This window comes from Parasphingorhabdus sp., assembly GCF_036964565.1.
Taxonomy (GTDB): domain Bacteria; phylum Pseudomonadota; class Alphaproteobacteria; order Sphingomonadales; family Sphingomonadaceae; genus Parasphingorhabdus.
On record NZ_JBALTN010000013.1, the window covers coordinates 1 to 20,168 of the forward strand.

Sequence of the window (20,168 nt, forward strand, 5' to 3'; positions counted from 1 at the left end):
CGATCAGCCTTGGCGCATTATGACCATCGGCCGCCGCGAATGGGCCCGTGGGTCATGATCATTGCAGGTTGGTATAACACGCTAAGACATTTTCCTGATCCAGACTTCCTCCGCCACGGCGACGCGGTAGCGATGTTTGGCGGGGCGGATAGATTGCGCGCACAATTGCTTGCATGATTGATAATTGTCTCGTCTGACTGGCCATCGAAATGAACCTATCCGATTATTTAACTCACAATTCACGGATTTTTCGTGAAAAATTGGCGCTTGCTCATGGCATGGCACCATTCGCCAGCTGGCGTGAATTACGACAGCGAGCGGAGAAACTGGCGACTGGCATCGGACTTCCGCTAAGCTCTCGAGCAGCAATCGAAAGCAAGAATTGTCCGGAATATGTTGAGATATTATTTGCCTGCTGGGCCGCTGGCCTTATCGTCGTTCCGATAAACGCGAAACTGCACAAGCGCGAAGTCGAGCTGCTCGAATGTAGCAAGGCGTCGATGGTATTTGTGTCCGAAGAAATCGAGACGTGTCCGGACCGGAACCAAACCGTTACACGTTCACCTTGCCTCGTTGCGTCGCAGTGATTTCAGTCGAAATAACCACTTGGTCGAATATGTGTACCCTAATAAGCCTGATGTGGCTTTGGAGTGCAAGATGCTAATTTGGAAAAATTCAAAAAAATTCTGTAACAGGAATACCCGTCAGCTTAGCGGAAAGCAGGCGTTCGCTCCCGCAAAAGGAGCGGGAATTCCCGTCAAAGCCGATACGGGAATTCACTCTTCATATCCGCAGGATTACGTGGGTCTGGACGAACCAAGAAGCAGCGGAATGACCAAAAATGCGCAAAATTCCCGTTAGAATCCCGTTAAAACGCGATTTCACAAGAGAGACCCGTTCGCTACAGACTGCGTCGCGCACCATTTGTTCAGCTTAGTAAAAATCAATTCCCTACGGGGAGTGCCCAAACGAGGGTGCGTGCTTGGGTATGGCGTAGGTGCTGTTCTGGGTGGGGATGCCAGTATTCGTATTGGGAGGTTAACCGAGACAGTCAAGAAGCGATCTATTAGGTATCGGCACGCGAAACACCGGCCCAAAATCCTCCCAACAATGGAATAGTTGATAGTTGCAGCCAGCGGGAAAATGCTCGGTGGTCAACTTTGCCATGCTCGCCATGCGCTTGGGATCACTCGTCACATTCAAAACCAACATCGGAGCAGTGAGATTCATGTGTTCCTTATACAGGCCGCATTCTAAATATTCCCGATATTGCCTCAAATGCCGGTCGAAGCTTTTGCGGTTGAAATTGTTTGATGTTGCGGGTTCGGTCGCCCGGTCCGCTTCGACAACGAAGAAGCGAAATCGACGGCCATCGCCCGTGCGATATTCCAACCCAAAGACGGCGTCAGGAATCAAGTCCTTTTTAAATTCAAAACCAGTCGCGGGATCGGCAGTGCGTGCGGGATAGCGCAGCTCAGCTCCAGCTCGCGCCAAAATCCGGCTTTGCGGAATATATGATAGATCATCACGCTCTAAACAGGCGAGTTCGATGGAAGCTGCGATGCAGCTCACCATGAAACTGTGCAGCCAAGGACCGGATCGCGCTGGCTTGGTTGCCTCGATCCCATCTTGATCCGCCAATGCTTTGTGCGCCGCTGGGGCCAGATCATAAACAAGCTGGTTATAGCGGCTATCAATGGTGCGAAATTGCTGCGGCGGTCGCACAAGATATGGCCCTCCATGCGGCGTATTATCTTCGTTGAACAGGTCAGTCAGCCGTTCCTTGGCGCGCTTTTCCGATTTGTGGCTGTCCTTAGAAAATGCGAGTAAAAAGGACGATGGCAACGGTCCATGCTCCGCCAGCTTGGCAAACCAAAGCAAATCACGCGCTGTCGGCGATACACGCTTGCCGGTTGATGTTGGCTGCAGCCGGTTACGGCGTCCTATCTTGTCAAATGGTTGAATCATGATGTGTCCTTCAATGTGAGGACGAACCATTTATGCTAGCTGGACGGGTTTGTAACCGTGCGCTATTTTCAGCGGAGGAGCGCAGTGGAAAACAATGTTCGACTATGGAAATGCCAAAAATATTTCGCCGCTATCGTCACCATTTATCGCGCGGTTCAATGTCCACTTGGCCGGGTGGTGGCTTTCTGGGTTCTGGCTTTTCCGTTTTTGCCTGATCTGCGGCGGCTTCCGTCTCCGGTTCATTCTGGTCCTGCTCCAAAACCTGACCCAGCGCGCTATGATGCACAGCATAGTCAGCCCGCATCTTCGCTTGCAGCATTTTGCGCTGCTCCTTGGTCATCTGCGGCAGACCTTCTACCACACCAAAAGGAAATTGGAGCGGCACTGCACCCTTAGTCACGCCCCTGATATGGGCTGCAAAACTGCCTTTGGGCTGGCTTTCAATCAAACCGGCATCACAATAGAGCATGGGTGCCATGGAGCGCGCATCTTTGGCTGATACGCCGCCTGCAAATTTTATGCAGGTGTGGGCACCAAATGCTTCCTGCAATTTGGGATCAAGCTGGCCGAGGAATTGATGGGCCAGAACCATGCCGACGTTAAATTTGCGCGCCTGCGCCAAGATAATCCCAATATTGCGGTCAAAATAATCCTGCGCCTCATCGACATAGACCATCGTTGGCATGCGTTTATGTTCCGGTAGGGCCCCGACTTGAACAAGTCTAAAGGCCAGTGCAAAGATCTTAAATTTGGCTTGAGCAGGCCAATAAATACGGATCCCCTGCTTTACGCCAATGCTCAATGACAAGAAGTATGTCTGTGACTTTACCGCCGCAGAGTGGCAAGGCCGATCAATTGGGAGGTTTGTAAAGTGCGTAATCGCCATACAAAACCTAACATTAATTCATGACTCTCACTTGACCCATATTCAGGCAGAATTTCAACATGAACTACTAAATGATGCCAAAATCGACATATTCCAATTGATGATGGGCGTCATATGATCTCGCGACAGAGATATTCAGCCTTCCAACGGAACGTCAAACCGCTCAATGTAATTTGCGAATCGGCGGCGGATTGACGCGCTATCGAGGCCAAATTCCTCAGCGCTATAGTCATGTTTGCCATGCCTGCCACGCGGGCGGTCGGCGATGCGCTGACGCAATGCGGCTTCGAAGGCAGGCGTGAATTCCTTTCCGGCTTTGCCATAAATAGCGCGCATCGTAGCGACCGGATCGGCGGCAAGATCGCGATTATAGACATCGATTACCCGATCGCGATGCGGGGATGCGTCACGGCGGGCCATAGCCGTGTCGATTAGTCCGGCTTCGAATTCGAGAACATATTGTCCGAAAGCCTTGCGGTCGAACTCGAGGCCGGACGAATCGCGGATCAGACTGAGCAGGCTGCACACTGAGGGGATCGTATTCGCCGGATCGCGGTGCATCCAGAAGACGGGCGCGTTGGGAAATACCCTGAGCAACGCGGCGATCGCGAAGCTGTCAACTGGGTTTTTGAGATTCCAGTAGCCGACCGGATTTTTCCACTGCAGAAGTTTGAGGATCGAGACGAGATAGCTGAAAGCCAAATCCATGTCGCATTGGAGCACCCAGCTGGCATAATCCGGAATTGTGTTTAGCGAAGGCCAGTGCATGTTCCGAAAAGTGAGCCCCAGTAAAACGCCATGTTCGGAAGCATCTTCTGCGGTGACCGGCAGCATCGACTTGAGCTTCGGCATGGCCCTGTCGCGCGCTGCAAAGGCCACTTGGGTCGCCGCGATCCTTGGGTCTGGTTCGCTTGCAGAAGCGTCCGGCGGCGGCGTTAGCGAGTTAAGTTCCCAGCGCCGAATCGATCTTGCGGCCGGGTCGGCTGAGATGAATTGCGACAGCGCGGTAGTGCCACTGCGCGGCAGTCCAACCACCAGTACTTGTGGAGCCAATGTTTGCTCAAGAATTTCTGGATGGCGGGCGAACCAGTCCTCGACGCGCAGCCGTTCGCAAAGCATGGCCACAATTGACCCCTCCATCCCTTCGGCAGCTGGTGCATTCAGGTCACCCTGCTCACTGAGCGAACGACACAGAGTTTGCAGTCCGTCGTCAAGTGAGGCAGCACCATATTCCGAAAGGCCAGTCGCCTCGCAGGCACGCTGTTTCAAGTCCGAAGGTATAAGCATGGTATTCCCTTTGTTGCTTCGACGATGTAGGTTAGACGGGCGCGACTTCGGCAGCGATATCGCGCGCCATTTGGTTAAATCCGTTCCAGAACGGGACCGAGCATGGTCCGGTAATTGCGTAGCGGCGGGCTGTGTCGTTGGCATTTCCCGCTGGCACCGCAGGATCATTTATGACCCGGATATGCGCAGGTTTGCCGATAAGTTCGGCAGTACGCGCGAGTGTGTCCTGAGTGGTTACCGTTTCGTCGCCGCACCAGTTAACAATCGTTGCGCTGGTTGATGCCGCGTCGAGCAGCGGTTCGATGTGCGCGATCATGTCATCGCTGTGAATCGGCGTGTGGCAGTTGGGTTCGCCCGGCAATATGATTTCCTGACCCGCGCGGACAGCATCGAAATGTGACGCAAAAAAGGCCTTGCGCGGCCCGATAACGGTGTTCAGCCGTGCGATGGTGATCGGCAGCTCAAATCCGCGTCCGCAAAAACGGGCAACGGCTTCCAGCCCGAGCTTGGTCGCGGGGCTGGTCTGCGCCCAAGCTGTCGCACCGCGGCCGATCGGGTCGGTTTCAGTATAGTGGTGCTGCGGGTCGGGATTGGTCGCATATACGCCCTGCGACGAGACGACGAGCGCCGCCTTCGCCCCATGGTATCGCTGCAGAATCAACCCTGCGGCTTCGACATTCACGCGGATGGCGCGGTCTAGTTCTTCAATTGGCGCCCGCATCCATGCGAAGTGCAAGACATAATCGACTTCCTCAGGCAACGCGGACAGATCGCTGCTGTCGAAATCGGCTGGACAAGTGATAATGCCTGCCCGTTCCGTCTTTTCGCGCGCCGCTTCACTAGCGAAGCGGGCAACTCCATAGACTTCATTATTCTTGGCTAATGCGGCGGCGATCGGGATGACTGCCTTGCCGGTTACCCCTGTTATAAGAATGCGCTTATCGGTCAGCATTGCCGTGTCTCTCCAATTGCTCCCCGATAACTGCTCGGACTGCACCGATTATCTTATCAAAGGTCTCGACTGGCGATAAGGGAGTTCCCGTCCCTGCAGACTGGCAGACTGGCATGAGCAGTCATTGCAGACTTGCCTTACATATCGGCAGTATCACGACAATAGCACCGAGAGGAGTGGACATGTTACCAGCAAGCGCCGTCGATCCGGAAATCCGGCAGCAGTGGCGCGAGAATGGCTATTGGCAGGATATTTCACTCGATCAGGCGCTGAGCCATGCTGCCAAGCGGTTCGCCGACGCGCCGCTTAATATCCACTCGGATGTCCGTCCGGCACAAGTCACGCTCGCTGAACTGCGAAAACGGGGGCTCGTACTTGCCGGGGCGCTGCAAAAGCGTGGGATTGGCAGCGGGGATGTAGTTGCTTTGCAGTTGCCAAACTGGATTGAGGCCGCGCTGGTCTATCAAGCAGCGGCAGCAATTGGAGCGGTCATTCTCCCGATCGTTCCAATTTTCGGTGAGGCGGAACTCGGCTTCATATTGCGCGACGCACGCGCTCGCGTGCTTTTCATACCCGGCGTATGGCGCGGCACTGACTATGTCGAGCGGGTTCAGCGGATGGGTGAAACTCCCGAACTCAGGGCCGTGGTTGTGGTGGCAGGGGATTTGGAGTCGGTAGCAGCAGGCGGCGGCAGTCCGAGCGAGTTTCTGACCTGGGATCATTTTCTTGCTGACTCCGGCCCGTACACACCAAATCCTACAAACCCAGATGCTCCGGCGTTCATGGTTTATACCTCGGGTACAACTGCCAACCCTAAAGGGGTGATTCACAGCAGCAACAGTCTACTGGCAGAAGTAACTCAATCCTATCCCGAAGGCGATGACACAATCCGTGTTCTCTCGCCATATCCGGCTGGGCATATTGCCGGTGCACTTGGGGTGCTTGCGCATTTGGTGGCCGGACGACCGACGGTTTTGTTCGATGTTTGGGATCCAGTTGCGGCGGTAGGGTATATTGAGAGCCAACGGATCACAAGCACCGCGGGCACGCCGTATCATTATCTCGGACTGCTTGATGCGGCCGAAGCGACAAACAGTGATCTGTCCTCGCTACGCGCGTGCGGAACCGGCGGAGCAACCGTACCCGAATCGCTCGTGGCACGTGCCGAGCGACTCAACATTCACCTGTTCCGCCGCTATGGCATGAGCGAACATCCGACCGTGACCCAAGGTGACGACTCTGACCCGCTCGACCTCAGGATGACGACGGATGGCCGTGCCCGGCCGGGCGTAGAGGTGAGGATCGTCGATGACGAAGGGAGGGATGTTGCGCCTGGCACGTCCGGCGAAGTGGCGACGCGCGGGCCCGATATGTTCATGGGTTACACCGATCCCGAACAGACTTGTGCGGCCATATTGCCCGGCGGCTGGTATCTTTCAGGTGACATCGGTGTGTTCGATGAGCGTCAATGCCTCACGATCGTTGATCGCAAAAAGGATATTATTATTCGAGGTGGCGAGAATATTTCGTCGCGCGAAATAGAGGATTTGATGCTGCGCATCGCTGGAGTCGCCGAAGCAGCGGCAGTCGGCATGCCCGACGAGCGGCTTGGAGAGCGCGTCTGCATATACATCATCGTCGAACCGGATACGCACGTCGACCTTTTGTCGGTCCAAACCGCGTTCGCGAGCTTTGGTGTTGCACGCCAGAAAACACCCGAGCGCGTAATTGTTGCACAGGCATTTCCTCGCACGGCTGCGGGGAAGATCAGGAAAGTGGATTTGCGCCGAACGCTCCGGCAGGAGTTTGCAATGGAGAAACGGAATAATGGATGATCTCACTCCGGCGATCACGGATTTGCGCCGACGTTTGCTGGCGTTCATGGCCAAGCACATATACCCCAATGAGCGGCGCTATTTTCTTGAAGCCGAGCGTCTGGGACCATGGGCAGAATATCCGGTAATGGCCGAACTCAAGCCGCTCGCGCGCGCTGAAGGACTTTGGAACCTGTTTCTGCCCAACTCGGAGCGCGGTGCCGGCCTGACAAATTCCGAATATGCGCCGCTGTGCGAAATCATGGGGCGTTCGGTTATGGCACCCGAGGTATTCAACTGTGCCGCTCCTGACACCGGCAACATGGAAGTACTCGAACGCTATGGAAGCGAGGACCACAAGCGGCGTTGGCTTGCGCCGCTGCTCGAAGGTAATATCCGTTCGGCATTTGCCATGACTGAGCCGCTCGTAGCGTCGTCCGATGCGACGCAGATTGCCAGTTCGATTATTCGTGATGGTGATAATTATGTTGTCAACGGACGTAAATGGTACACGACGGGCGCAACTCATCCGAACTGCGAGGTGTTCATCTTCATGGGCAAGAGCGACCCGGATAATTCTGACCGCCACCGTCAGCAGTCGATGGTCGTGATACCTCGAAGTGCGCCCGGAGTAACGGTATTGAGAGCGTTGCCAATTTTCGGTTTCTACGGTGTTCCCGATCGCGCTTCCGAAGTGATTTTCGAGAATGTACAGATACCGGCGGCGGACATTCTACTGGGTGAAGGGCGCGGTTTCGAAATAGCCCAGGGACGGCTTGGACCGGGGCGGATACATCACTGCATGCGACTGATTGGTATGGCTGAACGGACCCTTGAACGGATGTGCCGACGGTCCGAACAGCGTGCGCCATTCGGGCGCCCTCTGGCCGAGCAGACCGTGACGCTTGAACGTATCGCCGAGGCACGGATTGCGATCCATCAATCAAGGCTAATGACCCACCATGCGGCGCAGATGATGGACCGGGTGGGTAACAAGGCGGCGCGGCAGGAGATTGCAATGATCAAGGTCGCAGTGCCTGCGATGGCGGAGCAGGTGGTCAACTGGGCAATCCAGGCGTTCGGAGGCGGGGGGACCGGCAATGATCATTATTTGAGCATGGCTTACGCGATGGCGCGCCTGCTTCGTCTTGCCGATGGTCCCGATGAGGTTCATCGTAACCAGATCGGGAAAATTGAACTAAGACGCCACCGTGACTCAGACCCCGCACTGACCGGCGGCACTGCCGATGTTCCTACGATTGAGGAAGTGCGGGAGATCGGCACAAGAGGTGCTTGGCCTGCTAAAACCTAGCCTCGGGTTCTAGACCGGGCGTCGATTTCGGGAGTGAACTGGGCGGTCAGATCACTGGTCGATGCGTGAAGATTTCGGCCGCCGTCGACCGGAATAACCGCGCCAGTTGTAAACGAACTTGACTCGCTGGCAAGAAATGCGGCGACCGATGCAATTTCGCTGACTTCACCATGTCGTTTCATTGGAAGCCGCTCAGAAAATTTACGTTGAACTTCTTCGTTGCGAAACAGCGCCTGCGACCCGCTGGAGCGGATCATCGCGGGGGAAATGAAGTTGAACCGGATGTTGTCCTTCCCGAATTCGGCAGCGAAATTTTCCATCATTTTCCATTCGGCGGTGCGGATTGCGGAATATACGGAGCGTTCCGCAGTCGCTTCGAATACCGCTCCTGATCCAATCCAGATTGCTGACCCGCCGCCTGCTTTTGCCATTTCGGGAATACACATGCTGGTGATCCAGAATCGGCTTTTGAAAATGTAGAGGAACTGTTCGTCAATTTCCGCGTCGGGAGTGTCGATTGCAGATCCGAACCATGGCCTGATGGTAGGCGACATTACCAAAGTCGTGATTTTGCCGAATGCCTCGAGTGTAGCATCAACGACTACACGTAAATCATCTTTGCTTACCATGTCCGCGGATTTGGCGACCGCCAGAGTTTCACCGTTACCAAATTTTTCGTTGATGGTGTCGGCTGCTGTCTCTGCTTCGGCCTGGTTTCGGCTGGTGATCATTACACTTGCGCCGCTGCGCGCGAAGAGCTCGGCGCAGGCAAGGCCCATGCCTTTCGAGCCGCCAATGATAATTGCAACCTTGCCGGACAAATCAAAATTATCGTTCATTTTCTGCCTTCCTGCGCCACTCACCGAGCGGATAATGTCTAAAAAGGCTACCTTGGTTTGCTTGTATACCGGCGTGTAAGGGGAGATTGAAAGGCGCAGCCGATTATTTCGCCTGAATATGATCGGTCCGGGCGTGGCATGACATATGTGAAGGAGAAACCAGCCATGGGACACGCCGACGATGAACTAGCGATCCGCAGCCTCGCAGCGGCTTATACCGATGCGGTCAACCGCCGCGATGGCGAAGGGATGGCGGCCGTTTATGCGCCTGACGGAATACTCGAGGCTCCGTCGGCGGGAAGCCCGGTTCAGGGGATCGAAAAGCTTGCCAAACGTTTCAAGCGACTGGTTGAGGAGGAACGTGAATTCCTTATGCAGCTTACCCATTCTGGTGTGGTCGAGATTGACGGAGACCGTGCCACCGCGCGCTGGTGGTTCAGTGAAATCAAGCGACCTACAGGCAAGGGTTTCGAATATATTCTCGGAACCTACCAAGACGAAGTCGTTCGACTGAAGTCTGGTTGGCGTTTCGCTCGGCGAACTGTCGCCGCCCCATTCCGCTGGAAACTTCCCAGTGACGGTATCAGCACCCAAGACTTGCCGCAATTTTTGGCACTAACGGGGCTACCAAGCACATGACTTCGACCGATCTTCTGATCACCGGGCAAGTCGCAATCGTAACCGGCGGCGGCGGCGGCATCGGCAGGGCGTGCGCGCTGCGCCTCGCAGAATTTGGCGCAGATGTCCTCATAGCGGATATCATTCCGGAGCGCGCGGAGGAAACTGCCGAGCGCGTGCGCGAACTCGGTCGGCGTGCCCTTGCGGCGCCCACCGACATGATGGATACCGCCCAAGTAACCGCTATGGTTGCCGCGGCAGATACTGAGTTTGGCAGGCTGGACATTCTTGTTAATAATGTCGGCGGAGTTGCGCATCGACCGTTTGCAGAGCAGAATGAACGGAACTGGCGACGTCATATCGACCTCAATCTGATCAGTATGCTTTCGGCGACGTCAGCGGCAATTTCTTTCATGGCCCGCAGTGGGCGGGGGGGCTCGATAGTCAATGTCGCAAGCATAGAAGGCGTTCGGGCTGCGCCCGGCTATTCGGTTTATGCTGCGTGCAAGGCTGCAATGCTGAATTTCACTCAGACGATGGCGCTCGAACTGTCTGGCGAGGGCATTCGGGTCAATGCAATAAACCCCGATCATACGGTTACCCCCGGAGGACGGGGCAACAGAGTCGGCGCGGTTGACCCTGCAAAATGGATCGAGCGGAGTCCCGAGGCTCAGGATGCGATGGATCGCCTGATCCCGCTTGGTCGGGAAGGGTTCGACACCGAATGTGCCGATGCGGTTGCCTATCTTTGCTCGCCCATGGCAAGCTATATCACTGGAGTAACGCTTCCAGTAGACGGGGGCACGGCTGCGGCGCAAGGCTGGCAGCGCACACCAGACGGCAGTTGGACTCAAATACAAGGGCAGCAGCGCAGCAATGACCCGGCGGAGAAACGACGTTGACCGCGTTATCACTAAAGGATTATCCTTACCATTTCGAAGTGATCACCCGCCGTTCTGACAGCGTTGGTAACGGTCACATTCCGAACGCTCAACTTGCCACATATTTTGATGACGCGCGCGAGCAGCTTAATTCAGCGGTGATGATGAGTGATCCATATGAGGATACTAGCGCCCTCTCGCTAGTGCTCGCGGAAATCGGCATGCGTTTTGCGTCTGGTATTAATTATCCCGGTGCCCTGACTATTGGCGTCGGGATCAGTCGCGTAGGCCGCAGTTCGTTCGACGTCGTTGCAGGGTTTTTTCGCGATGGGCAGTGCTTGACGACTGCTTGGTGCACGATGGTTAAACTGGTGAATCGTCGGGCTAGCGCATTGACGAGTGCCGAACGCGAGCGGGCTTTCTCTTACAGCGTCGCGACATAGTTCTGGAGCCGCCGGGTTGCTGACTGCGCGATCTCAAGCAATTCGGAATCGGAGCAGCCTGCTTCTTCGGCCACTTCGACAAGATGGTGGACGTCTTTTGCAAGGTTGCTGGTCGGCCCGCTAATCTTGACCAAGGTATCTTGATTGCGGAGTATTCCGAAACCATCGCTGTTGCCAGAACTGTTACGAATTACGTCGGCTGCAACATCACGGTCCATGCCCAGTTGGCTGGCCAGCTCCATCGCGTTAATTCCCATTACGAGATTCGCATAAGCGAGATTGTTGTTGAGCAATTTCATCATTTGCCCCGTGCCTGCCGGACCGAGATGGGCGATCTTGGTTGCAAAAGTTTCGAATACTGCGCGCACGCGTTCGAGGGGGTGTGCGTCGCCGCCAACCATCACGGTCATCGTACCAGCCTCGGCACCATGACTGCCACCACTGACAGGTGCATCGAGCAAATGGACACCCAGACTGCGAGCTTTTTTGTCGAGCTCGATGACGGTCTCCGGCAACAGCGTGGAATGGATAGCAATGATCGATCCGGGACGCATTGCCTCGAGCACGCCTGCTTCGAGAAGGACCTGACGGACATCGGCATCGTTGACAACACAGATGCCGATCAGATTGCATGCCTGTGCGAGATCGGCAGGCGAGTTCGCGATTTCAGCAGCCGTATTGACAAATGGTTCAAGGCTTTCGGGGCGCCGCGCCCAGATGGTCAGGGGGAAGCCTGCATCGACCCATTGACGGGCTATTGGAGAACCCTGATTCCCAAGGCCTATAAACCCTGTCTTAAGCATCTGAGGCATAGTTTATCCCTTTTTTAGCCCGTTAATGATGATCAGGCAGCGGAAATTTTTTCCACCGCGCTGGCGAGCGATTGCTTCCACTGACGTGCCGATCCGCCGACCAGCGCCAGATGACGGCTGCGCCGGTAGAATAGCTGCGGATCGCCTTCCCATGTAAATCCCATGCCGCCGTGGGTCTGGATATTTTCCTTGGCCGCATACCAGTAGGCGTCGCTGGCAGCAACGCGTGCGGCGGCGGCGGCGCGCGGCAGTTCTGCCCCACCCTCCTCCAGCGCCCAGGCACCATAATATGCGTGAGCACGGGCGAGTTCATTCTTGATGTACATGTCGGCGAGCTTGTGCTTGATTGCCTGATAGCTTGCGATTGAACGGCCGAAGGCAAAGCGCCCAAGCGCAAATTCGCGAGCCATTTCAAGGCAACGATCTGCGCCGCCGAGTTGTTCGAATGATACGAGCACCGCCGCACGGTTCATCAATGTCGCGAATTCAGTTTCACAATCTTCAGCGAGCGGTTCGACAGGAGTGCCCGCAAAAGTCAGTGTCGACGCACCACGGCTGGGGTCAATTGTGTCCAGCGAGGTTCGAGGGACATCATCGAGCCTGGCTAAAAATAGTCCCAGCTTACCACTCGAGCGGGCGAGCACGATTGCCGCGTCTGCGATGCCGCCGTCAGGCACGGGACTTTTGACACCGGTTAGACGCCCGTTAATGACCTCTGCCTCCACGTTTTCATAGGTAATAGGTCCGGGCCGCTCGGCTGCTGCCAGACAGCCGATGATCTCTCCACTCGCCACCTTCGGCAACCATTGCTGCTGCTGACCTTTGCTGCCCGCTAGAAGCAACGCTTCTGCGAAAAAATACAGTGTCGACGCGAATGGAACCGGGGCGCAAACGCGGCCCAGTTCTTCGGCGATTGCGCATAGTTCAATCAATCCAAGGCCGAGACCGCCGAACTCTTCGGGAATCGAAATTCCAAGCCATCCCTGTCCAACAATCCCGTCCCAGACAGCCCGGTCATATCCGATGCCTGGATGACCAACGAGTGCGCGAACGCATTCTGGAGGAGAATGCGCCGCCAAATATTTGCGCGCTTCGTCTTTGAGGTATTTCTGGTCATCTGAGTAATCAAAGTTCATTTCGGGCTCTCGCTTTTGCTTCGATCCCTTTTGCCACGACATTTGCCCGAATCATTTATGCGAACTTTTTCCAGTGGAGCCAAGATTCGGCATCGGAAGTAAGGCGCGCATCAATATATGGCTGTCTGGCCCGCCCTTTTCCAAGACTAAAAAGAGGATTGATCGTGGATTTTAACGACGCACCCAACGAAGCTGAATATCGGCGCAACGTACGCGAATGGCTAATTGCCAATGGACCAGCAAGAGGCTGGTTCGCTGGATTGGCTAGCGACGCCGAGCGCGTTGCTGCAGCGCGTGACTGGCAAGCCAAGAAGTTCGAGGGCGGTTTTTCGTGCATCACTTGGCCAAAGGCTGTCGGCGGACAGGGAGGGACATCGATCCAACAAGTCATATACAATCAAGAAGAAGCTGCCTATGAGGTGCCACGCGGGTATTTTGATATTACATTCGGGATGTGCCTGCCGACCGTGCTGAAGACTGCCGACGAGACAACCAAGTTGCGTTTTGTCGAGCCTTCGCTGCGCGGTGAGAAAATCTGGTGCCAACTTTTTTCTGAGCCAGCCGCCGGATCCGATCTCGCGGGATTACGGACCCGTGCAGTGCGCGATGGTGACGACTGGATCGTAAACGGTCAGAAGGTATGGACCTCGGGCGCCCATTTTTCCGACTTCGGACTGCTGCTGGCCCGCACTGACGCCGAAAAGCCGAAGCACAAGGGGCTGACGATGTTCTGGATTGATATGCGCTCCCCAGGAATCGAGATTCGGCCGATCAGGCAAATGTCAGGACGCTCCGCATTCAATGAAGTCTGGTTCGATGACTTGCGCGTGCGCGACGCCCAGCGACTGGGAGATATAGACGATGGCTGGCGTGTCAGTCTGATCACGCTGATGAATGAGCGGCTGTCGATTGGCGGCGGTGCGGCAATTAATTTTGCCAACATCTTTGCTACCGCGACTGAAGCGAAAACCGAAAACGGAACGTTGGCCGAAGACACTGCGTTCCGTGAAAAGGTCGCTGACTGGTACGTCCAGTCGGAGGGTGTGAAACTGACCGGCTTTCGTACGCTGACAGCTATGTCGCGCGGCGAGACTCCCGGCCCGGAATCCTCGATTAGCAAGGTAGTTTCAGCTAATCTGACGCAGGCAATGGCGCAGGAGATGCTCGACATACAAGGCGAGCATGGCCTGATTGCCGATCCCGAAAAGGCTTCATCTGCTGGGATCTATCAGGCGCATTTTCTTTCGAGCCCCGGTTCCCGCCTGGCCGGTGGAACCGACGAAATATTGCGGAATATTATCGCCGAGCGAGTGCTTGGGCTTCCTGGCGACATTCGTGTCGACAAGGACTTGCCGTTCAAAAAAATTCCCACCGGCTAAAGCGGCTATTGAGTAATTAAGCCCGAGATCAGGGGCAATTTAAATGTCGGACCCGACCTAGAGCCACGATTAAAAATATGGCTCCAGGTGTTTAGATTCTCGCGATTCCTGTGTCGATAAATGCACGATTTGGCTAGAAATCACTCTAGCGAAGCTTCCATTTTACCTTTGGAGTGCTGCCGCGATCAACCGCAGCGGTTGAGATCGGATTGCCAATCTGGGTATATTTCAACGCGTTGATCATCGCCTCGCGGAACGGCAAGTTGAGAGACTCCCAGATTGCGCGCACCGAGCCCTCGATTGCGACAGGGTGCTTGTCAGCAACGAATGCAGCCAGCTCGGCGGCGCGGGCCCACAATTTTTCGTTCGGCAACACTTCAGTAACCAGGCTGATTCGCAACGCGGTCTCGGCGCTGATCCGTTCATGATTTCCAAGCAGTACCATGCGTTGCACTTCAGCTAACGGCATGCGGGCCATCGCTCCTACCGGCTCGCAGGCAGAGACCATACCGAAATTTACATGTGGATCGAAAAAGGTTGATTCATCTGAGCAGATGATAATGTCGGCTTCATTCAGGAAATAGAAACCTCCTCCCGCACACATCCCCGACACCGCAACAATAACCGGCTTCCACACTTTGTTGCTTTTGGGTCCGAGCGACTCCGCCGGATCATCCATTTGCCATGGCTTGAGTCGCGCTTCTGGCAGACGGTAAGGCGTAATGTCCGGACCACCCTTGACGTCAGCGCCTGTGCAGAATGCCTTTGACGGCGCGGCTCGAAGCACAATCACCCGCACTGCATCGTTGTCGCGCACTCTGTTCCAGATATCGACGAACTCGTTTGTCATATCGCGGGTAAAACTGTTGTAGGCCTCAGGGCGATTGAGCGTGATTGTTGCAACGTTGTCGGCAATCTCGAACAAAACGGTTTTGTAGTCCATCGTGGATCCTTTCCTCAGGGAGCGTCAATTCTCTCCTCTTTTGTGCCAAAAATGAAGAGGCTTCACAATATAAAAAATCCTTTATCCGCAGAAAAATAGGGTATTAAGGTAAAAAAAGCTTGCATTATATACGTCAACCCATCAATCTTTGCTCAAACGTCCGGAGATTCGAGGCGTAATTTAGGAGAAGATTAGGTGGCTGAACTAGATCGACTAATTCGCTTTTCGGTAATTGCGGAAGAGCTCTCTTTTAGTCAGGCAGCTCGAAGGCTTCGCGTGGACCAGCCATGGCTCTCACGACAAATCCAACAGCTTGAACTGCAACTCGGGTTCACTCTCTTTGTGCGCAGTACCCGAAAGGTGGCATTGACTAGAGAAGGCGAAGAATTGTTCGAGCACACGCGTGAGCTGGCGAAGATTGCTGAGGATTGTCAACATTTCTCGCGCGAGATGTCGCGCTCGCACAGTTTTGAACTCTCAATCGGTGTCAATCCATACACTTTCTGGATACCTGAGCGGAAACAGTTGTTCGAGAAGTTCCGTTCCCGTTACAATCGAGCATCACTCGAAGTGGTAAGCAATTATACACCGCGCCTGATTTCCAAACTTCGTAAACGCCTGATCGATGTAGCGCTTGTCGGTCCACCGTTTGACTTTCGTGATCTTGAAACGCTGATCCTGCATAGCAGTCCGGTCAGTCTCTTGGTTCCGCCAGAGGATCCTCTGGCCGATGCCAGTTGCGTGCCGATGTCCGCCTTGGCCGGACGGACTATTCCCACGGTGAAGCCGCAACTCAACACTGCTATCCACGAACGGATATATGCCCCTTTGATCGAAGCGGGAGCCATACCCTTGGTCGTTCCTGAAGGTGATGCAGCGATTCCTTTCTATGCAGCCGACGAACGACTGCCAATGGTTTGTATCGGTGAACGTCATAACCATCAGGGTGCAGTTGCTGACTTCGTGCACGTTACATTGGAAGGATCGCCTCCGCTGGTTCAGTACGCATTGGTCCGCCGTCGCGAACCACCGCGCAGCCTATTAAATCATTTTTGGAATGTTGCGAAAAGGTTGGTCAAAGAAAATTCGAATGCAAATGTAGCAGAATTAGTCTCTAATTTTGAATATGCCGTTGCAGAAGAGCCAAGGCGTGTCGCGGTAAACGCCTGACTATAGTCGATGTCCGTGATTGTATCGGTAATGTCCGCGATATCCGACACACGCTGATTTTCAGTTGATCGGATCAGGCTCAAACAACGGTAACCAGACGTCTTCGATATTCTTGAATATGACACGCACCTTCATTCCTATGGTAACGTCATCAATTGGGCAATTCACTATGTTGGTCATCAAGTTTAGTCCCGGCTGCTCAGCAAGGGTGACAATAGCGATGACGAAGGGCGTGGTGAGGTCATTTTCCCATGGGTGGCGGTTGATTGTGAACGTTGAAATCGAGCCCTTTCCGGATACCTTTTCGGCACGGACGTCGCGTGAATGACAGTTGCGGCAAGCTGCGGATGGTGGATGGATAAACGTGCTACAGGTCTGGCATCGCGCAATTTGCAAACTGCCCGTTTTTCCAGATTGCCAGAATTCTCGATTGGCTTCGGTGAGGAGCGGGAGGTGCCGCCGCGGCAAGCGGTTTTGCGTGTCGAACAATGTTGAATACCTTTCAGGAATTAGCATCAAGAATAAACCGAAGAGGGACAGCTTGTCTATGGTCAATACAATTCTAAATGGGATCAGGATCGTTGAGCTGGGCGACGGGCATGCTACCTCGGTTTCGGCAATGCTGCTCGCCGAAGCCGGAGCCGACGTGCTCAAGATCGAAAGCAAGCGGGGTATCGAATCGCGGAGATCCGCCTCATTTTCTGTTTGGAATCGTAGCAAGCGAAGTGTTCTTCTTGATTGCGATGTGCCATCGCAGCGCGCAGAACTCGACGATCTGCTAGCGCGCGCCGACGTACTAATTACCGACTGGACTCCGTCCAGACAAGTAACGATGGGTCTTGATGTTGCAAGCCTGGCTGCCCGATTTCCGACACTGATTCACACTTCTGTCGGAGGGTGGCCAGCAGGGCACAGGCTTGAGGAAGCACTCGTCGACGATACGTTGGTGCTTGCCGAATCCGGTTTGATGGATGAGCAACGTGGTTATCGCGAGGGACCGATTTATTTGCGTTTCCCTTTGGGTAGCTGGGGTGCCGCATATCTTGCCGCGATTGGCACGATTGCGAAGCTAATTCAGCGTGGACGTTGTGGCGGCGGAGGTAGCGTTGGTACCAGCCTGCTTCAGGGTGCACTCCTTCCTACCGCCATGCTTTGGCGGCGTGCTGAACATTCCAGTTCGGCTTTCGAGAAAAGCATGGGCAAAGACATGCGTTCTCCGCAATTCAAATGTGCCGACGGTGTCTGGATTCATGTTAAGGCACCTCCCGACGCTGCGCCGAAAATGTGTGCAGCTCTCGATGCGCTTGGTCCGGAACGTGTCGCCGAACTCAATCAGGGACATCCCAGTGATCATACCTGCGTCAACTGGGGTGCCAATGCGCATATTTTCCTTACCCGGCCGAGCGCCGAATGGCTTGAAGACCTCTGGGGTGCCGATATACCTGTTCAGGCCGATGTGCCCATGGGGCAAATCTATTTCGACGAACAGGCGGCTGCAAATGGTTATGTGGTGACGGTGGAGGATCCGGTGTTTGGTCGTACGCGGCAGCCTGGGCCACCGGTCGCCGTCGACCCGCCTATGAGGGTCAGGGGGCCGGCGCCCCTGCTCGGGTCGAGCACAGCATCAGTGTGGGACTCGGAAATGCCGACATCGCTGATGGCCGATTCGGTTGCATCTATGCGGCCCCTTGAAGGAGTGCGAGTCGCTGACTTCGGGGCATATCTTGCCGGACCGTTGGCGGCGATGCTGCTTGCAGACCTTGGCGCGGATGTTGTCAAGATCGAAGGGCCTGCAGGTGACATTATGCGCCGTGTGCCTGGCGCCTTCGTCGGCTGTCAGCGCGGGAAGCGCTCGCTTGCGCTCGATCTCAAGGGAAACGGTGCAAACGAAGTCACTCGGCGGCTCGCGCAATGGGCCGACATCGTTCATCATAATATCCGACTACCAGCTGCCCAGCGCCTCGGCCTCGACTACAAGGCGCTTACGGCGGCTAACCCTGATTTAATATTCTGTCACGTTAGCTCATATGGCCCGCGTGGACCGCGCAAGGATTGGCCGGGCTACGACCAGCTCTTTCAGGCGCAGACCGGGTGGGAATATGAAGGAGCGGGTGAAGGAAACCAGCCGATGTGGCACCGTTTCGGAATGATGGATCATCAAGCTGCCATGGCCTCGGTTCTTGGTACTCTGCTCGCTCTGTATCACCGCGATCAGACCGGGCGCGGTCAAGCAGTCGCTGCATCGCTACTCGGTGCAAGTTTGATGACGGTCAGCGAGACGGTGGTGGGCCGCGATGGCAAGCTAACGCCGTTTCAAAGGCTAGATGCACGTCAGACCGGCGTTGCACCGGGGCGGCGTATTTATCAGGCGAACGACGGTTGGGTTGCGATTGTTGTTGAAAAACCCGGAGCGTTTGATGTCCTTTTTCAAAGTATCGGCGTAAGTACGCAGGTTGCGGTTGAAAAGAGTTTTAGAACGATGTCTGTCGACCAAATCATTGAGGTGGTTAGGGCGGCTGGTGGTGAAGCGGCCACCGCCCGGTGCAACTGGCGCGACTCTTTCTTCGATAGCCCAGAAAATCGTGCGGCGGGTCTGATTAAAACATATGACCATGCTACACTTGGAAAACTTGAATTGGTCGGCTCGTTTATGTCGATTGATCATATACCGACAATCAGCGATTTGCCGCCGCCGGAGATTGGTCAACACAGCGACAAGGTCATGCGCGAACTGGGGTTTGACGAAGACGAAATTTCGGACATGTTCGATAAAGGTCTGATTGCAGCGGTTCGGCCTATTCTAGATTCTAAGTCGCAATCAACCGGATCGTCTTGATAAGTGCCACCAATGTCCAAACTGAAGCAAGTGTTGGCGGACTGACATCGATGCGCTATCGTTTTTAGGTTATACAAACAGTCAGGATCACTAGTTACCGACCAGAGATTATTGGCTCCCGGTAGTAATAGATCGGGATTAAGAGAGTGCAGGGCCGTGGAAAATTATAAGGGACAACGGGTCATGATAGATGACGAAGATAACGGTGTACCGATTCGTGGTCGCAACACTAATCAGCGGTCGAAGCGAAAGAAGAGTGAAATTACCCACGGTAAGCTTTGTAGGGCAACGGCGCGTCTGCTCGACAAAAAACCTCTACGCGCGATCAAGATCGCGGATATCACCAATACTGCTGCAGTTGCTCCATCGACATTTTATATCTATTTCGCCGATGTCGAAGAAGCCGTGCTCGCCGCGATCGCCGAGATTGAGAAAGAGTTGCCCAAAATTGAACTCATTGTGTTGAATCTCACACCCGAAAACCTCGAGCGAGAGATTAAGATATTCGTCAAGAAATACATCGAGTTCTGGGACGAACATTTTGCCATCCTACGAACTCGCAACCTTGCTGCTGACGAAGGTGAGCCACGTTTTCGCGAAGCTCGTGCGCGTATGCTCGCGCCCACGCTCGATGCTCTCGAAAAGAAAGTTGACGAGTTGCGGGGTAGCGATTTGCTCGCATCAAAGGTCGAGTCTGGTGCAGTAGCCGCGCTGATCATGGGGCTGATGGAGCGGTTAGCAGCGATTGTCCGTATCCAGCCCGCGACTAGCTACCTGACCCGGCGTAAACTGATTGATGCCTCGGTGTTCATGATTTGTGGATTTATCCGGCCCACTGCTTCAAATACGGATTTGTCCTGAAAATGGTTATCGGATCACATGGATCGCACGC

The 20,168-nt window shown here is 54.8% G+C and carries 19 protein-coding genes; 10 read left to right on the top strand and 9 right to left on the bottom strand.

The genetic code is table 11. The annotated features are described in order from the left end of the window. Nucleotides 1-209 precede the first annotated feature (209 nt). A complete protein-coding gene (locus tag V7650_RS15935; protein WP_335657200.1) occupies nt 210-587 on the top strand; it encodes a class I adenylate-forming enzyme family protein in 378 nt (125 codons plus the stop codon). Nucleotides 588-1,038: 451 nt separating this feature from the next. On the opposite strand, the gene V7650_RS15940 is transcribed toward V7650_RS15935, so the two are convergent. The 4 genes from V7650_RS15940 to V7650_RS15955 form a co-directional block, all read right to left on the bottom strand. Further along, entirely contained in the window at nt 1,039-1,968 is a 930-nt protein-coding gene (locus tag V7650_RS15940; RefSeq protein ID WP_335657201.1) for a replication-relaxation family protein, read from the bottom strand. Nucleotides 1,969-2,104: 136 nt separating this feature from the next. Then, nucleotides 2,105-2,776, bottom strand: a complete 672-nt coding sequence (locus V7650_RS15945) for a hypothetical protein (protein ID WP_335657202.1) — start codon at nt 2,774-2,776, stop codon at nt 2,105-2,107. A 213-nt stretch (nt 2,777-2,989) separates the two neighbouring features. Continuing rightward, nucleotides 2,990-4,141: a sulfotransferase family protein gene (locus tag V7650_RS15950; protein WP_335657203.1), complete on the bottom strand. Its 1,152-nt coding sequence runs from the start codon at nt 4,139-4,141 to the stop codon at nt 2,990-2,992. Between the two features lie 31 nt (nt 4,142-4,172). Beyond that, nucleotides 4,173-5,093, bottom strand: a complete 921-nt coding sequence (locus V7650_RS15955) for an NAD-dependent epimerase/dehydratase family protein (RefSeq protein WP_335657204.1) — start codon at nt 5,091-5,093, stop codon at nt 4,173-4,175. A 182-nt stretch (nt 5,094-5,275) separates the two neighbouring features. On the opposite strand from V7650_RS15955, the gene V7650_RS15960 reads away from it, so the two are divergent. Then, nucleotides 5,276-6,928 carry an AMP-binding protein gene (locus V7650_RS15960; protein ID WP_335657205.1) on the top strand — a complete coding sequence of 551 codons (1,653 nt, stop codon included), beginning with the start codon at nt 5,276-5,278 and terminating at the stop codon, nt 6,926-6,928. Next, nucleotides 6,921-8,219, top strand: coding sequence for an acyl-CoA dehydrogenase family protein (locus V7650_RS15965; RefSeq protein WP_335657206.1), 1,299 nt, complete (start codon nt 6,921-6,923; stop codon nt 8,217-8,219). Before V7650_RS15960 ends, V7650_RS15965 begins: the two co-directional genes overlap by 8 nt. Here V7650_RS15965 and V7650_RS15970 read toward each other — a convergent pair. Beyond that, nucleotides 8,216-9,058, bottom strand: coding sequence for an SDR family NAD(P)-dependent oxidoreductase (locus V7650_RS15970; RefSeq protein WP_335657207.1), 843 nt, complete (start codon nt 9,056-9,058; stop codon nt 8,216-8,218). The genes V7650_RS15965 and V7650_RS15970 overlap by 4 nt on opposite strands. A 165-nt stretch (nt 9,059-9,223) precedes the next feature. Here V7650_RS15970 and V7650_RS15975 point away from each other — a divergent pair, with 165 nt between their 5' ends. From V7650_RS15975 to V7650_RS15985, 3 genes are read left to right on the top strand one after another with little or no spacing between them, the layout of a single operon-like run. Next, nucleotides 9,224-9,697: a nuclear transport factor 2 family protein gene (locus V7650_RS15975; RefSeq protein WP_335657208.1), complete on the top strand. Its 474-nt coding sequence runs from the start codon at nt 9,224-9,226 to the stop codon at nt 9,695-9,697. Further along, nucleotides 9,694-10,578, top strand: a complete 885-nt coding sequence (locus V7650_RS15980; protein WP_335657209.1) for an SDR family NAD(P)-dependent oxidoreductase — start codon at nt 9,694-9,696, stop codon at nt 10,576-10,578. The genes V7650_RS15975 and V7650_RS15980 overlap by 4 nt, the downstream gene beginning before the upstream one ends. Next, nucleotides 10,575-11,000, top strand: coding sequence for an acyl-CoA thioesterase (locus tag V7650_RS15985; protein WP_335657210.1), 426 nt, complete (start codon nt 10,575-10,577; stop codon nt 10,998-11,000). The genes V7650_RS15980 and V7650_RS15985 overlap by 4 nt, the downstream gene beginning before the upstream one ends. On the opposite strand, the gene V7650_RS15990 is transcribed toward V7650_RS15985, so the two are convergent. After that, nucleotides 10,982-11,812 (bottom strand): NAD(P)-dependent oxidoreductase, encoded by an 831-nt coding sequence (locus V7650_RS15990; RefSeq protein ID WP_335657211.1) that lies wholly within the window; start codon nt 11,810-11,812, stop codon nt 10,982-10,984. The genes V7650_RS15985 and V7650_RS15990 overlap by 19 nt on opposite strands. Nucleotides 11,813-11,844: 32 nt before the next feature. Continuing rightward, entirely contained in the window at nt 11,845-12,948 is a 1,104-nt protein-coding gene (locus tag V7650_RS15995) for an acyl-CoA dehydrogenase family protein (RefSeq protein ID WP_335657212.1), read from the bottom strand. Nucleotides 12,949-13,112: 164 nt separating this feature from the next. Between V7650_RS15995 and V7650_RS16000 the strand changes: the two genes are divergently transcribed. After that, a complete protein-coding gene (locus V7650_RS16000) occupies nt 13,113-14,327 on the top strand; it encodes an acyl-CoA dehydrogenase family protein (protein ID WP_335657213.1) in 1,215 nt (404 codons plus the stop codon). Nucleotides 14,328-14,472: 145 nt separating this feature from the next. On the opposite strand, the gene V7650_RS16005 is transcribed toward V7650_RS16000, so the two are convergent. Further along, complete coding sequence (locus tag V7650_RS16005; RefSeq protein WP_335657214.1) at nt 14,473-15,270, bottom strand: enoyl-CoA hydratase/isomerase family protein; 798 nt, start codon at nt 15,268-15,270, stop codon at nt 14,473-14,475. A 195-nt stretch (nt 15,271-15,465) separates the two neighbouring features. Between V7650_RS16005 and V7650_RS16010 the strand changes: the two genes are divergently transcribed. Next, complete coding sequence (locus tag V7650_RS16010; protein WP_335657215.1) at nt 15,466-16,440, top strand: LysR family transcriptional regulator; 975 nt, start codon at nt 15,466-15,468, stop codon at nt 16,438-16,440. Between the two features lie 60 nt (nt 16,441-16,500). On the opposite strand, the gene V7650_RS16015 is transcribed toward V7650_RS16010, so the two are convergent. Continuing rightward, the gene (locus tag V7650_RS16015; RefSeq protein WP_335657216.1) at nt 16,501-16,995 is read right to left on the bottom strand and encodes a Zn-ribbon domain-containing OB-fold protein; all 495 of its coding nucleotides are present in this window, start codon (nt 16,993-16,995) and stop codon (nt 16,501-16,503) included. Here V7650_RS16015 and V7650_RS16020 point away from each other — a divergent pair. Further along, complete coding sequence (locus V7650_RS16020; protein WP_335657259.1) at nt 16,988-19,276, top strand: CoA transferase; 2,289 nt, start codon at nt 16,988-16,990, stop codon at nt 19,274-19,276. The two genes, V7650_RS16015 and V7650_RS16020, sit on opposite strands and share 8 nt — an antisense overlap. Before the next feature lie 183 nt (nt 19,277-19,459). Further along, nucleotides 19,460-20,137: a TetR/AcrR family transcriptional regulator gene (locus V7650_RS16025; RefSeq protein WP_335657217.1), complete on the top strand. Its 678-nt coding sequence runs from the start codon at nt 19,460-19,462 to the stop codon at nt 20,135-20,137. Nucleotides 20,138-20,168 lie beyond the last annotated feature (31 nt).